Raw genomic sequence first — 15,096 nt, 5'->3', positions numbered from 1 at the left:
GCGTCACTCCGCGCTCGACTACATCAGCCCCGCGCAGTTCGAACGAACCGCGTCACGCTGAGCAAATGCCTCTCCACTTAAGCGGGGCAAGTCCAATTGACGGCCTGGATGGATCAGAAGTTCGCAGGGAATGGGCGCCGCGGCTCAAGACCGTCGTCATCAAACGCATGGTGCAGGAAGTGACCGATGTCATGCGCCGTCGTGAACAGATATTCGAGGATCGCTACGATCTTAGAGGGTAATCTACCAACAGCCTTAATCTGTCTGCGATAGCACTAAGGCGAATATTTGAATGCGACTTGGATGGCCCGACCGTCCGCGAAAGCACTAAGAGGCTTAGTGTCCGCGATAGCACTAAATGGCGGCCATTTGTCCCCGAAAGCACTAAAATAAGTCTGCAAAATCACTGCGTTCGTCTGTGAAAGCACGAATCCTCGCGCTCGCAGAATCGTTGTCGCCCGGTAACAGTGGCGCTGCGAATCTGCGTCAGTGCGATTCTGCCCGATTTGGTTCGAGCTGCGCTGACCGGAGAGCCCGGTCGCGCCCGCACTCGCGCCCGACGCTCTTCAATCACAGTGCGATGGAGTTGCCGTGACGACATGAAAAACCCGGCACGAGGCCGGGCTTTTCGGGGATGAGATAAACTCACTGTAGCAAGGACGGTTTAGCCCAGTTCCCCGATCCAGACAAGTTCGAAGCGCGTTTCGCGCAGCGGATAGTCATGTCCGAACGGCATCCCGATAGGGAGTGCCGAATGGGGGAGCTTGCGCCCTTCAAACCGAGCGGTCTGCGCCGCTACGGTCAATTCAACGCCATCGTCGAGAAGATCGCCAAGGGCTTCGAGGGGCAGGATGGGGTCTCCCCGTCTCGCCTGCTCAACAAACTCAAACGCGCCGCGCCCTATATGGGCGTACCACGCAATGTGATTGCGTTGATGGACATCCTGGTCGCCTATTCGCGATCGCAGGACTGGGCCCCGGGCCAGATCCCGTGTGTCTGGCCGCGTAACGAAACGCTCTCGCTCAAGCTCGGTGTGAGTGTGCGCCAAGTGCAAAACTATGTGCGTGCCGCAGTCGAGCACGGCCTCCTTACCCCCCGCGACAGCGCCAATGGCCATCGTGGCGGGTTGCGGTCGGCCGACGGCAAAATTCTGTGGGGATATGGTTTCGATCTCAGCCCCCTCGCCGCTCGCGCGCAGGAGTTCGAGGCGATTGCTGCCCAAGGCGAGGCTGAAGACCGCGAAATCGACCGCCTTCGGCGTGTAATTTCTTCGCTGCGTCGACGAGCCCGGATGCTTGCTGAGGCTTGCCTCCATAATGGTTTGGCGGACGTCGATACAGAGCACGAGCTCGAGCTTGTACGCATGGCTGTGTCGCATATTCGCGGCAGCAGGGACATTGATCAGCTTGTGCGATGCGTTGCCTTGCTTACCAAGCGGATTGACGCATTTCAGGCGGACGTGGACGCGGCGTTAGCCGCAGAAAAGCCTGTTGGAGGAGCCAGCACAGCGCCTTTTGAATCTATGGATCCTTCACCCAAGCACGAAGCAGATTTCGTTCACTCTACAACTACAACCCAACTTAAAACTCCTAACGGATTTACGAGTAATGGCTTTCCAGGAAGGAGTAGTGAGGCCTGGGATGTCGCCCATCTCGCGTCAAAGAGCGCGGTCGAGGAGGATCTGGAACGGCATGGTGTGGATCCTGGCTTTGTCGCAAAGGCATGCCCGGAGTTGATCTGGGATCTGGAGCCTGGCCCGAGAGCCTGGGGCCGCCTCACCAGCATCGCTGAGAATCTCGTCGGACAGCATGCGATCAGTCTTCATGCTTGGCGGGAAGCTTGCCGAATCATGGGGCAGCATGGAGCCGCCGCAGCCGTCATCGCGACCGTTTATAAATCGATGAGCGGCGAGGTTCGGCGGCCCGGTGCCTATCTGCGTGGGATGAGCGACAAGGCGCTTTCCGGCGCATTGCACCTCGGGAAGACCTATCATGGCCTTCGCGAAGCATCCTCGCAATTCGCGTGATGAATTATGTGTAACCTATTGAAACTGAAGATCTGTTCTCTTTCGTCCCTTCCGGTTTATCGGCTGCTCGGCCGCAAATCGTCCCCGAAAGCACGAAGCGGGACTGGTCCATGGCTCAAAGCGTCCGCGAAAGCACTAAGCGGGTCCCGCCGCGATTCCACCTGGCGCGTCGAAACCGCCAGATCGTCCGTGAAAGCACTAGTAGTTTTCGGTGATGCCTGACTTTTTACATGGGAGACTCGGCGCTATCACTCGGCAGGCCGTGTTTTTGGGGACGCTTGGCTGGGGGTAAATTGGGCAATTCTAGTGCTTTCGCGGACGTTTCCACCCGCAGGTGCTAGGCGTGGCGCTGACAAACCGGTAGAAATGGAGCCCACGGAGGACTCCCGACAAATGGCTCAGGTACGCAACAACGTCGAACAGCAGGGGGTCTTGCCGCTGGACTGTCCGTTGAGAGGCGAAATCCGGGGTGAACGATCCATCATGGATTTCCCCTTCTTCGCTCTCGAGAAGAAAACTCAGCTCGACGAGATCGAACATAGCGTCGGCAGTACCTCCATCAAGATCCGTGCCGGCGGCGGCGGTATCGCCACCATGTATGACAAGGAAATCCTGCTCTACGGAGCCTCGCTCATCTGCGAGCGCATGCGCCGCGGTGAAGAGGTGACGCAGGAGATTGTGTTCACAGCCCATGATTTTTTCCGGGCAACCGGTACGCGCAACCCCGGCAAGCGCAATTACGACCGTTTCAATGAAGCGCTCTCGCGGCTGCAGGGCACCCAGATACAGACGAACCTGAAAACGGGCGGGCAGATTCACCGTGGCTGGTTCTCCTGGGTCGAAAATGCGCAAGCCGTTTACGACGATGGTTCGGCAAGCGGGATCGAGCGCCTGCGCGCGGTCAAGCTGCGCCTGTGCGATTTTCTCTTCCGCGCCATTCAGCGGGATCAGCAGATCTACAGCTACCATCACGACTATTTCCGGCTCGGCCTGATCGAACGGCGCATCTACGAGATCGCGCGCTCCCATTGTGATGAAGGCCCGTATGCGGTTCCACTGGACGAGCTTTACGCCGCCGTTGGCACGCGCACCGCGATCCGCAAGTTCAAGGCCCAGCTGATGGAAATGGAGGAGCAGAACGCCCTCCCCCAATATACCGTGACTGTCCGCGAAAACATGGATGGGACCAGTAAGCGCGCGAAGGCATCGGAGACCATCGTTACCTTAGCGGAACGTCCGCGTGATCCGGTGGCCATTCTGCCTTCGGTTTACACCGCAATCGCTGCCTGATCAGAACCGGGAAACAGACGGGCTGCGGCCAAGTCTGACGGATTGAGCCCCCTCCCCTATCAGCGTTGTTCGGCGCTGTGCACCGGTAAGCCTTGTCCAGTTGGAGAGGATGGTCGCGACATAGTCGAGCGTCTCGGGGAATGGCGGAACCTGACGGTTTCGCACCCGGCCCGGCCCTGCATTATAGGCAGCCAAAGCGAGGTGATACGCGCCGAACCGGTCGAGCTGCTGGCGCAGATAGGCTGCCCCGCCACGCAAATTCTCTTCGATATTGTAGCGATTCACCCCGAGCCCTGTGGCCGTCCCCGGCATGAGCTGGGTAAGGCCAAAGGCTTGTTTGGGAGAAAACACCGCGGCATCGTAACGGCTCTCTTGAATGATCATTGCGTCGAAGAGGCTGACCGGGATCCCGTAAGCGCAGGCGATCTGGCTCATGAGCGCAAAGTAGCTTTGGCGCCGAAGCTCTTCTGCAGGGCGCAGCAGTCCGCTTGGCTGATAGGACGCGCCTCCACAACCAAGCGTGTATCGCAGCGCTGCGCTCTGAGGGCTATCTTGCCCGAGCATCCAGGGCGGAACCGCGATCGAGGTGGATGGTGGGACTGTGATCGGCAGTGATTGCCGTTCTCCTGCTGACGGATCTTCTTGCTCCGGAAATGCGCGCTCCATCTGAAATTCGACCCATTGCCGGCTGAGGTCATGAACCCGAAAGGCGCCTCTGCCCCTGTCTGGCTCATTTTGCGCTCCGCTCCCCTGCCCTTCCGGGGTCGACGGGAATGTGATGACGGTCCTTCGCGTGTAAGGACGGGCTTCCTGGGCATCTGACGCAATGGGGAAAGCGGATAGGGTGATCATGCCGGCTAGCTGCATGAGGAACAGTGAGCGCATCTAACTCCCCTTTTTTGGAAACTTGGCAAAGTGGACCCCAGCCTCATTTTGCTTGTCAATCGATCTGCGCTCTTCGAGCATTTTCCGGTTGAGCATGGAGCGTTCGCGATGTGGCTGGTGGATCGTGATTCAGATGGCCTGTCCGGGGAGCGGATTGCCCTCCCCTCCCCGCTTCGAACGGCCCTGGTGCGCTGGTATATCGGGATTGGAGATAGGGGCGACGAAGAGGCAGGTATCCTGCTGGTCCAGCAAGCCCGCGTCGGTGGCAAGTGGATCGGATGCGACTGTCTGGGCGAGGATGCCCCACCCCCGATCCTCACCCCTGCATTCTTGTCGGAAGCGGAAACCTTTTATCTTCGCCGTCTTACGGGGGCGTCCCGGCCAGTCCATCGATTGGACTGTCCCTTTTTTCGTGACCAGGCGACCAATCGATTGTCGGAGGTCGGGCATCCTCAATCCGCTAGCGTTCCAGCCCCAGCCTATTTCGAGGTTCTAAGGCCTGCGCCGGAGAAGCTGGCGCAGGCGCCGGATCACGCCGCGACGGATGATCGATCGCGTCAAGGCTCGGTGCCTCGTCTGGCCCGACTATTGTGGAGGCTGCTCGATCTGGCTGGTCGCCATAGGTTTGGCAGCGAGCCGGGTTCCATCACGCACGAGTTCTCCTCGCTCTGGCGGGTGGCTGGCAAGATTGAGGTGGCGCCAGGGATCGGGCTCGATCAGGTGATGTGGACCCATGGCCAGGCGCTTCACAGTCGCCGGGCCTATGCCACATTGCGGGCGTTATCTGGTCGCTGGCCCAGAGGCCACGCGGCGCAAGGGTTCCTCTTCCTCTTCGCGACGGAGTTCAAGGGGCATGAGGTGTTTGCCGCCGGGGCCGAGCCGATCAGGATCGCTAATCGTGTTCAGTCGCCGTCCCTGCGAAACACGCCGGTTAAAGGACCCTATCTGGTGATCGTCGTGATTGGCGAATATCCGGAACGGCGAGGCTTTGTCCCGTTGCGCGCCTATGCGCAGCCGATCCTTTCTGGGCACAGGTTTGTTCCGGTCGAGAGTGAGCAAGAAAGGTCCGTTCTGCATCGCCTTTTGGCCTACCAACGATCGCTGCTGCGACGCCGGGTCCAACTTCTTCTCGAGCGGCCCATCTTCGACCGCCTGACCCCGTTGGGCGCTTGTCGGCCCGATATCTGGTTGGAGGCGCGGTCCCTTGCGACCGGTGAGGTTTTTGAGGCTGGCGTGGATTGTTCGGCGATCTATCCCAATGCGGCCATGAACGCTGATCGGCAGAAGCAACTGGAGCAGTTTGGGCGCGTGATTCCGGTTGGTGCCGACGATGTCGAAGGTTCTGGGCTGGTAATAGCCTTGGATGAGATCGTTCGGCTTTTGTAAGCCCCCTCCCCTCCGTTTCCGTTCCATCCAGTTGACCGAGCCCAACGCTCTTGTTTCGCGGTTGTGGGACCGATGGTTGCTACTTAATGGCGATGTCAGGTGTTGATTTGATATTGTTTTTGGCTACCTAAAATTCGAGTGGGCCGTGCAATTCGCATCCCATCATTGCCAGTGATGCAGCCGACGGCTATATTGTAGCTGTCTAAAATGTAGCGCATAAATAGGCGATAGGTGTCGGGTAGCTTTATTGTGGCTGCGCGCATGCTTCTAGGAGGCTTGTGGAAAGCTTTAGAGCTGCAACCCGGCGGCAGTCTTGCGGCTGCAATCTGGGCGGCGTAAAGATAGCAGAAAGGCGCATTGTTGCTGCGGAGCGGGTTGATTATGGCTTGCGCCTGCCTGTCTTGCGGCTATAACGCAGCGAGAAACTGGCAATCTGCTAGATAGGCCCAGCCTATTTGGTGCCTGTTCGATAGGCCGTTTGCAGCCACAGAGTCGCAATTTCGTTGCTATCAAAAGGCTGTCTGCGGTCTACTCGATCGCTATCGGAAAGGTAGAATGAAGCTATGGCCGTTGTAGCGTTCGTGTCGCCAAAAGGTGGCGTCGGCAAGACCACCGCAGCACTGCTCCTTGCTGGCGAGATCGCAGATCAGGGTGGCAAGGTGCGCATCATCGATGCCGACCCCAATCAGCCGCTGCAGGCATGGTCCGAAATGCCCGGACGACCAGACAACATCAGTGTCGTGTCCTGCCGCAGCGAGAATGATATCGGTGATCTGATCGAAGAGGGGGAAGACGAGGCGAACTTCGTTCTTGTCGATCTTGAAGGCGCAGCGACTGCCACGGTCACCTTCGCGATCGGTATGGCAGATCTCGTGATCATTCCCTGCAAGGGCTCGCATCTCGATGCCCAACAAGCCGCGCGCGCCATTCTGCTGGTACGCGGCGCTGCGCGCAGTTCGAGGCGCACGATCGACCACGCGATCCTTTTTACCCAGATCCCGCCAGCTCTGCGCTCGCTCAACTATAGCGATATCGAGGCCCAGTTCGCCGATAACGAAGTGCCGGTCCTGCCGGTCCCGGTCTTTAACCGTGAAGCTTACCGGACGATGTTCTCGACCGGCGGCACGCTCCACACGCTCGATGTGAAGGGCGTTGGAAACATCAAGGCGGCCAAGGAGAACTCGGCTGCCTATGCAGCGGCCGTTATCGAACGGCTGCGTCAGCAGAATGCCGAGGAGAAGGCCGCATGAGCGAACGAGCCAAGCTCAGCTTCGATGATATCGCGAAGCCCAAGAAGCGCGAGAAGCCCGATCTCGCACTCTTGCGCCAGTTGAGCGAAGATCATGGGTTCCCGTCACGCGATCCTGCCTCGGTGCGGGATGATGGAGAAGGGGAGGGGGCTTCAGTTCAGGCCGATGTGCCCCCGCCGGCATCCGATACAACCGTAACGCCGCCCGCCCCGGCAACACCGGTCGCCGTCGTGGCTGTTGATCCTGCGGGCTTTCGGCGTCGTGGACGCCCGCCAAGTGACCGCCTCTATCCCATGAACATCAAAGTCAGCCAGGACGTCGCCAACAAGCTCTACGAACTGCGCGACGCCAGGCCACGCCAGACCTTTGCCGATGTCCTGGAGATGCTGCTCGACGTCTATGAACAGCATGGCGGCGATCAGGGGCAGTAAGAAAGGGGAGGGGGGCCGCGCATCGTGAAGGAGACTTTGCGATGCCCATTACCGCTCTTCGTCCCAGCCAGGCCCTTGTCGACATAGTTGGAGCCTTGGGCGGCCAATGGCACGGCTACGTCGCCATGTGCCAATGTCCTGCTCACGCCGATACGACGCCAAGCCTCTCACTCCGCCAAGGACACCGAGGCCTTCTGGTCACCTGCTTTGCCGGGTGTGAGCCCTCTGATATCCTGCGTGAGCTCCGCAGGATTCCTGCAGGAGAGCGCTTCGATCGCCCGCGTGCGTTGATTTCAACAGGGACCGCGAATGTCGAACGCCTGTGGGAGAGGGCTTCGCCTGTCGACCAGGGACTACCCGCTCGGTATCTAGCGCAGCGCCACCTCGGCAGACCGAACGATCTTCGCTATCTTGCCCGGTGCCCGTTAGGGCCACGCCCTTCGACCGTCTATCGGCCTGCTCTGCTCGTCGCTGTTCGAGAGAGAAATGCCCTGGTGGCCTTGCAGCGCATTTTCCTCGATCCACAAACCGCCCGGCGCCAGGAAAAACTCATGCTCGGGCGCCCTGGAAATGGCGCATGGCACGGGGAGCGGCCTGATCATGAGCTGGCGATCGCCGAGGGCTTTGAAACCGCAGTAGCGTTCCAACGCCTCCACCGCGTTCCGACATGGAGCGCGCTAGGTGCCCGTCGGATGCATCAGCTCGCGATACCGCCGGGTATTCGAACTCTGATCCTCGCCGAGGACAACGATGCAGAGGGGCGGCGTGCTTCTGCTCGGGCGATCGAGGTGTACAGTCAGCCAGGGATCACGATCTGCCGGCAGCCGCCTCCGCAACGTGTGAAGGACTGGGCTCAGCTCCTCGAGATCGAGGAAAGCCGATGAGACGCTGGCTGTCTCATACCTTGAAATGGGCGCGAGCCTCATGATATAAGTGCTATAGAAACGCAAAAGCCTATCAATTGTAGGATTCGCCATGGTAGCCGCTACGTCAGTTCCGAATGAAACCGAGCAGGTGCGCGGTGGTGCGCGGCGCGCGCGCCGGATCTACGCGTCAGGAAACATTGCCGTCGAGGCAGCCAATGTCGGCTCGATTGCGCTCGATATCCTCATCCGGCCCATCGAGGCCGACGTAAAGATCCTGCGGCGCCAGCTCGCGGCGACCTCGCGTGCCTCGAAAGCCGGGGGAGACGGAGATGGCACGACGAAGGCAGTCAATGAAGCCCTCCGCAATGCAGCCGTGGAGGTCTTCAGTCGTAGCTTCTCTCAGGAGATTGAAGAAGTCGTAGGAGCCTATCGCGTGATGCTACGGGAGAGCCTTGCCACGGGGCAGGACCCCAAATTGCAGGCTGCTCTCAATCGGGCGCGGATCCAGGAGAAGATCCTAGCGAGCACATCGATGGTCGACCAAGCGGAAGCATGCGAACTGCTCGGGCTGTCGGCCACGAACCCGTCCGCGACCATGAAGCGCCGTGAGGACAAGAAGGAGCTGCTGCGCTTTTCGATCGAGGGACGTGCTGCGTATCCGCTCTTTCAGTTCGATGTCGAAGGACGCCGGCTATACCCGCAGATCGCCCAGCTGATCGCTCGCAAGCCTGAGGGCTGGAGCGACTTCAGGCTCCTCCACTGGCTCACCCGCCCGCATCTCGACTTTGACGCGAGCCCTGCCGAGGCGCTGGCACTTGATGGGGAGGCGGTGGTCGCGGCCTTCGAAAGGGAGATCGAGCCGGTGGTGCACGGCTGATGACGTTTGCCATTACCATTCCTGAACCAGCTACTATGCGGGTCGGGAAGGAAGACTATGTCGCTTTGCCCGTCGGCACCGAGCTTCACCGCATTCATCCCAATGCGTTCGGTTCGACCCAGTTCAACAATACCGATCGGGGGAATGCCCGTTTCTCGCCGATCCGAGCCGATACAGGGGCGCTCATCCCGACAATCTATGGCGCGCAGACCTTCGGCTGCGCGGTCTGCGAGGTGATTCTGCGCTCTCCCGATGTGCCGCTGATTGATCCTGCGACAGGCCTGCCACCCTTCCAGATCGTCTACCCGGCAGATTTTCGCGATTGCAGCCATAGTGTGATCCGCATCGACATTGAGCTCAATCTCGTCAGCCTCACCATTGCCGGCCAGCGAAAGATCGGTGTGGATGGGAACGCTCTGCTTGCAGGTCCGCGAAGCACCTATCCCACGACACGGGCGTGGGCCGAGAAAATCCACACGCAATGCCCAGGCGCTCATGGGATATACTATAGTTCCTACCAGTACGGACCGGATTATGCCGTGGTCCTGTTCGAGGACCGGCTGCCCGCAGGGGCCCTTTCTCACATCTCGAGCCGCCTCGTCCCGGAGAGCCCATGCCATGACGACATTCGGACTTTGGCGGGGAGTCTGTCGATCGAATATGAGGACGTCTGACGCGCTCGACGCCCGGTTTTCGCGCCAGATACCCCGATCCTGACCGTTCGCGCGTCAAAAAGGGAAGGGGGGTCGAAGGGGTAAGGTCGCCGAAGGAGCGGCCGAACCGGAGACTTCGACATGACCCATCTCACCGCGGCATCGCCAGATGCCGAGGGCGCAGCCGTGCGCAGCATTCTTGAGCATTTTTCAGCGCAAACAAGCATAACCCGGGCCCAGATAAATGCCGCCATGTCCGCTGGCTTCGGTGGCACCGACGCCGACGGCCGCTGGACCCAACGGGAGAGCTTCGAACTCCTCGAGCTCGCGCTGGTGACGCACTTGCGCGGGCAGCAATGTCCGCCGTCGAGCGAGAGTCTGCTGTCCGCGATAGCACTAGCGGCGCGGATGCCGACGCACACGGTCAGAAGCGAGACCCAGGTCGAATGGCAACAATTCTCGACCCCGGTCGACCTGGCGACGCTCGCGACCTGGCTCGCTTCCCCGCAACCCACCGATGTCGTGCTTGAGCCCAGTGCCGGTAACGGTCTGCTCGCGGCGCAATTGGGGACGGTCTCAGCACTGCACCTCAACGAGATCGATCCCGACCGCCGCCGCAGGTTGGTCCGGGCCTTTCCCGACGCTGTCGTGACCGGTGTCGATGGCGCATCTATCGCGTCTCTTCCTGGCGGAGCGCCGCGACCGACACTGATCATGATGAACCCGCCATTTTCGCGTTCGCTGGGGCGGGGCGCGGACGATTACGCGGCTGTCAGGCATCTTCAGGCAGCGTTGCGCCATCTTTTACCAGGCGGGCGCATTGTTGCCATCATGCCGGACTGGTTTGGACCATCTGCGCGCATGCGGGACCTTTTCGAGACAACGCTGCGGGATGTCACCATCCGCACATCGCTGCGTCTCGAGCGATGCTACACGCGCCATGGCACCTCGATCACGGTCCGGTTGTTCGTGATCGACAAGGTCGCCGGCGGCAGCGTCCCACAGACACTACAGCGTTCGGACGTGCAGGATTTGCTCGATCTTGTTCCGGCCCCACGCTGCACAGTGACGGAACAGGTGGCGGCAAAACCGGCCAAGGGTGGTCGAGGCATATCTCTCTTTCGAGCGGCGCGTAGCAGCCGGCCAGCGGCACCTCGACCCTTCTACGCACCAACGCGAAACGACGTTCTCCCGATCGCCTATACGGTGCTGGAGGCGCCAGCCCCTCTGGCCGAGCAGGCGGGGGTCTATCTTCCCTACCGGCCAAGCCGCATCGCTTTCGGAAATGCGGGCGAGCATCCCACCGCTCTGGTCGAATCTGTGGCTATGGGGTCGATACCGGCCCCGCGCCCGCGGCACGTTCCGCGCCTGCCCGAACGAACCGTCTCAGAGCGGCTCCTCTCATCCTCTCAGCTGGAGACCGTCATCTATGCAGGTGATGCCTGGGCGCAAATGCTGCCGGGATGCTTCCTTCCGGCCAAGGAAGGTGTCGGGCTGGAGGTGTCCGATGATGGCCGTCCGTACCGCAAGGGTTTTTATCTGGGAGATGGCACTGGTGCGGGGAAGGGGCGCCAGATCGCTGCCTGCATACTCGACAATTGGCTCGCAGGTCGCCGAAGGCACATCTGGGTCACCAAGAATGAGCCGCTTCTGGAGGATGCCCGACGGGACTGGACGGCACTCGGTGGCCTGGCCGCCGACATCCAGCCACTGACGGCGTGGAAGATCGACGAACCGGTCCGGCTCGATCAGGGCGTTATCTTCGTGACATATCCGACCCTGCGTTCAGCACGCAGCGAGAACAGCCGATTGCAGCAGCTACTCGATTGGGCCGGCGAGGCCTTCGACGGGGTCATCGCCTTTGATGAGGCGCACGAAATGGGCGGCGTGGCCGGAGGAGAGGGGGCCCTTGGTGCGAAGAAAGGCTCGCAGCAGGGCATCTGCGGTGTCCTCCTTCAGAACAACCTTCCCGGCGCACGCATACTCTACGCATCGGCAACCGGCGCATCTGACATCAACAATCTCGCTTATGCCGTGCGACTGGGGCTTTGGGGACCTGAGACGGCCTTTCCCGATCGCGAGCAGTTCATCAGTGGTATCCGAAAGGGAGGGATTGCCGCGATGGAGCTGGTTGCCCGCGACCTGAAGGCAACCGGGCTTTACACCGCAAGAGCCCTCAGTTTCGCCGGAGTGGAATATGACATTCTGCGTCATAGCCTGACGCCGGAGCAGACGGCGATCTACGGCCTCTACGCCGAGGCCTGGGCGATCATCCATCAGAACATGGAGCGGGCACTGGAGTTGACCGCGGTCGTCGACGGCATCGAGAACGCGACCCTCAACAGCGGTGCCAAGGCCGCGGCCCGGTCACGGCTTGAATCCACCAAACAGAGATTTTTCGGGCAGGTTCTGCTCAGCATGAAGCTTCCCACCGTCATCGCAGCGGTGGAAAGGCACCTTGCTGAAGGGGCCTCGGTGGTCCTGCAGCTGGTCACGACCGCCGAATCCATTCTCGATCGCCGGCTCGGCGACCTTAGCCCGGATGAGCGCGCTGACCTCGAAGTGGACCTGTCGCCCAGGGAATATGTGATAGACTATCTCGAGCGCGCATTTCCGACGCGGCAGATGCGCGTCTTTACGGACGATACGGGCACGGCGCGCTCGCTTCCGATGGTCGGCGACGACGGACAGCCCATCTACAATCCCGAAGCCGAAGCAGCGCGCGACCAGCTGATCGAGAAGCTCTGCGCCATGCCGGCGATCATGTCGGCGCTCGACGCGCTCATCGAGCATTTCGGCACAGATGCCGTGGCAGAAGTCACAGGGCGCACCAAGCGCCTCGTGCCGATCGCTGGCGGGCGGCAGAAGCTGGAATCCCGCTCGGTACGCACGAGCCAGGCAGAGGCATCCGCGTTCATGGAGGGACGCAAGCGCATCCTCATTTTCTCGGATGCAGGCGGGACAGGGCGCTCATATCATGCCTCTCTCGACGCCCAAAATCAGCAACAACGCGTTCACATGCTTCTCGAACCAGGCTGGCGCGCGGACCGGGCGATCCAGGGGCTGGGCCGCACGCACCGCACCCATCAGGCCTGCCCGCCATTGTTTCGCCCTGTCACGACAGACTGCCGCGGGGAACTGCGCTTCACGAGCACAATTGCGCGGCGCCTTGACACGCTGGGGGCGCTTACACGGGGTCAGCGCCAGACCGGTGGGCAGAACCTCTTCGACCCCTCCGACAATCTCGAGAGCGAATATGCCTGCGCCGCCCTTCTTACCTGGTTCGATCTTCTGCACGCCGGGAAACTCACCAGTACCACGCTTGACGACTTTCAAAGCAGAACCGGCCTGGAGCTTTGCAATTCCGATGGTGTGCTCAAGGATGATATGCCGCCAATCCAGCGATGGTTGAACCGGCTCCTCGCGCTGCCGATCGATCTCCAAAACCGCATTTTCGATGAGTTTTTGGCCCTCGTGGAAACCCGGATTGCTGCCGCCCGCGAGGCAGGGACGCTCGACGTTGGGGTCGAGACCATCCTCGTCGACAAAGCGACGGTTCTCGAGGATCGCGTTCTTCGGACGGACCCCTTGAGCGGCGCCACATCGCACCTGCTCACCCTCGAAATCGAACGTCGACGGCATCCGGTTTCGCTCGAACGCATCCTGCGCCTTGCTGCTGACGATCCCACGGCGGCCTTTCTACGCAACAGCCGGTCATCGAAGGTGGCGCTCAGAACCCGCGCACGCTCCGGCATGGGTGATGACGGCATACCCATATCGCGGATCGAATTGCATCGGCCAACGCGCAAAGAATATCTGCGCGAAGCTGATCTTTTCGAAAGCGCCTGGGAGACGGTTGATGAAGAGACGTTCAGCGTGCTTTGGGTTGAAGCGGTCGCGGAAGCTTCAGCGACGGTCGACACCGAGACAATTCGCCTGGCGACCGGTCTTCTGCTGCCGATCTGGTCCGCACTTCCTGCCGATCATCTCGTCGTCAACCGGATCGTCGATGGCGAGGGCGGAACCTGGCTTGGCAGGCTCGTTTTCGACTCCCACGTCGTTGCCCTTTTCAACAAGCTCGGCATCGACCAGGCTGGCGCGCTTCCACCCTCCGATATCGCCAGGTCTGTCCTGTCGGGTGGCAGCGTCGACATTGCTTATCCTTTCCCGGCAACCATCAAGCGTGCGCTCGTCAACGGCAAGTCGCGCGTCGAGCTCGGCGGCGTGCCGCATGAGCAGCTGGCCTGGGTAAAATCGCTCGGATGCTTCACCGAAATCATCCAGTACCGCACCCGCGTCTTTATCCCCGTCGAGCGCGCCGCGCAGATCATTGGCACGCTCTTGCAGCGCGATGGAAGCGCCGACCCTTCGACAGGGCAACGCTAGGACCGGAGGGCCGGGTACGGGATGCGTGTATCGACCGCTGTCCCGTGCCTTCGCCTAATGTCGATCTCTTAAACTACTTCTTTTTGTGCTACGTTGATCGATGGCAATAAAACCGCGAGGACTGAAGCATGAGTGCAGACGAAGCAACCGACGTTTGCGATGTGGTCGTTGCCCGTCCGAATGGTGAATGTCTTTATAAGCTTCATTACACAGCCGATGGAGTGATCGTCTGCACCGTGGTGGGCTTCTGGTCTATCGAAAACGCGGAGGCCTTCCTTCTCGATTACGGTCGCTTCATAAGACAGGTCCGGCATCCGGCCCGCCCGCTTCGAATTCTCGTAGACCTCACCACCTCAAGCGTGATGACGCAAGCGCTCGCGGACCGGTTCGCTGCTGCTCATCGCGAGCTGTTCCGAACCAATGACAAACGGGCCTATGTCGTCGCTACCAGCTTGCAGGGCATGCAGCAGAAGCGGGCGGCAAGCTTTGGGGACACCAGAGTGTTTCCAAACTCCACGGATGCTTACGAATGGCTTGTTGCAGGCGGGGTGGACTGAAGGGGGCTCGCCGGACGCCAACGCCTTATCTGCAAGATGCCCGCGATATGCGTAAGTGATGAGATCGCGCACCAGCTCGACAAGGCCGCTCGTCGGCATGCCGTCGAAGGGATCGCCATGGGCCATGGCATTGCGTCGCTCGTCTAGGGTGGGATGCACCTCGCCGATCAACTGACCAGTTGCTTTGCCACCGCACCGCACGATCATTGGGATAAGGTCGTCTGTCAGCCCGTCTTTCTCGACCATGTGGCGCAGCAATGCCTTGAAGGAATGGCGTGGAGAATTGGCCATCATTGGATCGGCCGATCCCGGTTTGACCTTCCTGGCCGAAATCGGCGGAACGGCTCGGCCATATTGGTCTTTCAACGCCAGCTCGAGCGCAGTGAGGGCTATCTGAGGTGGTGCCGGTTTTCTGGACAGGGTGTTAAGCTACTCCTGACCTGAAGGACTGGTACGGGAATGAAGACGACGAGGAAGCGCTACGGCGCG

General features: G+C 60.5%; 11 protein-coding genes and 1 pseudogene. 10 read left to right on the top strand and 2 right to left on the bottom strand.

Translation table 11 applies throughout. The annotated features are described in order from the left end of the window. From ACQKJZ_RS13500 to ACQKJZ_RS13490, 3 genes and pseudogenes are all read left to right on the top strand, one after another. A pseudogene (locus ACQKJZ_RS13500) lies at positions 1-242 on the top strand (hypothetical protein); the annotation flags it as partial. A 512-nt stretch (positions 243-754) separates the two neighbouring features. After that, positions 755-2,026: a plasmid replication protein RepC gene (gene repC, locus ACQKJZ_RS13495; RefSeq protein WP_164521306.1), complete on the top strand. Its 1,272-nt coding sequence runs from the start codon at positions 755-757 to the stop codon at positions 2,024-2,026. Between the two features lie 393 nt (positions 2,027-2,419). Continuing rightward, a complete protein-coding gene (locus ACQKJZ_RS13490) occupies positions 2,420-3,316 on the top strand; it encodes a replication initiator protein A (protein WP_125961483.1) in 897 nt (298 codons plus the stop codon). On the opposite strand, the gene ACQKJZ_RS13485 is transcribed toward ACQKJZ_RS13490, so the two are convergent. Beyond that, the gene (locus tag ACQKJZ_RS13485; RefSeq protein WP_125961482.1) at positions 3,317-4,201 is read right to left on the bottom strand and encodes a lytic transglycosylase domain-containing protein; all 885 of its coding nucleotides are present in this window, start codon (positions 4,199-4,201) and stop codon (positions 3,317-3,319) included. 108 nt (positions 4,202-4,309) lie between these two features. Here ACQKJZ_RS13485 and ACQKJZ_RS13480 point away from each other — a divergent pair, with 108 nt between their 5' ends. From ACQKJZ_RS13480 to ACQKJZ_RS13450, 7 genes are all read left to right on the top strand, one after another. After that, positions 4,310-5,587, top strand: coding sequence for a hypothetical protein (locus ACQKJZ_RS13480; RefSeq protein WP_125961535.1), 1,278 nt, complete (start codon positions 4,310-4,312; stop codon positions 5,585-5,587). Positions 5,588-6,150: 563 nt separating this feature from the next. Further along, positions 6,151-6,837, top strand: a complete 687-nt coding sequence (locus ACQKJZ_RS13475; protein WP_125961481.1) for a ParA family protein — start codon at positions 6,151-6,153, stop codon at positions 6,835-6,837. Then, positions 6,834-7,268 carry a hypothetical protein gene (locus ACQKJZ_RS13470; protein WP_125961480.1) on the top strand — a complete coding sequence of 145 codons (435 nt, stop codon included), beginning with the start codon at positions 6,834-6,836 and terminating at the stop codon, positions 7,266-7,268. The genes ACQKJZ_RS13475 and ACQKJZ_RS13470 overlap by 4 nt, the downstream gene beginning before the upstream one ends. Before the next feature lie 41 nt (positions 7,269-7,309). After that, on the top strand, positions 7,310-8,152 hold the full coding sequence (locus tag ACQKJZ_RS13465) for a DUF7146 domain-containing protein (RefSeq protein ID WP_125961479.1): 843 nt from the start codon (positions 7,310-7,312) through the stop codon (positions 8,150-8,152). A 91-nt stretch (positions 8,153-8,243) separates the two neighbouring features. Then, complete coding sequence (locus tag ACQKJZ_RS13460; RefSeq protein WP_125961478.1) at positions 8,244-9,011, top strand: hypothetical protein; 768 nt, start codon at positions 8,244-8,246, stop codon at positions 9,009-9,011. Further along, a complete protein-coding gene (locus ACQKJZ_RS13455) occupies positions 9,011-9,685 on the top strand; it encodes an RES family NAD+ phosphorylase (protein WP_164521305.1) in 675 nt (224 codons plus the stop codon). Before ACQKJZ_RS13460 ends, ACQKJZ_RS13455 begins: the two co-directional genes overlap by 1 nt. A 120-nt stretch (positions 9,686-9,805) precedes the next feature. Next, complete coding sequence (locus tag ACQKJZ_RS13450) at positions 9,806-14,050, top strand: strawberry notch-like NTP hydrolase domain-containing protein (RefSeq protein ID WP_291550353.1); 4,245 nt, start codon at positions 9,806-9,808, stop codon at positions 14,048-14,050. A 353-nt stretch (positions 14,051-14,403) separates the two neighbouring features. Here the strand turns inward: ACQKJZ_RS13450 and ACQKJZ_RS13445 are convergent, their stop codons facing one another. After that, positions 14,404-14,973, bottom strand: coding sequence for a hypothetical protein (locus ACQKJZ_RS13445; protein ID WP_427731515.1), 570 nt, complete (start codon positions 14,971-14,973; stop codon positions 14,404-14,406). Positions 14,974-15,096: the final 123 nt, after the last annotated feature.

Origin of the sequence: Sphingomonas sp. NPDC019816 (genome assembly GCF_050274375.1) — a bacterium.
Taxonomy (GTDB): domain Bacteria; phylum Pseudomonadota; class Alphaproteobacteria; order Sphingomonadales; family Sphingomonadaceae; genus Sphingomonas.
Note: the sequence above shows the minus strand (reverse complement) of the source record. Positions and strands in the feature narration are given on the sequence as shown.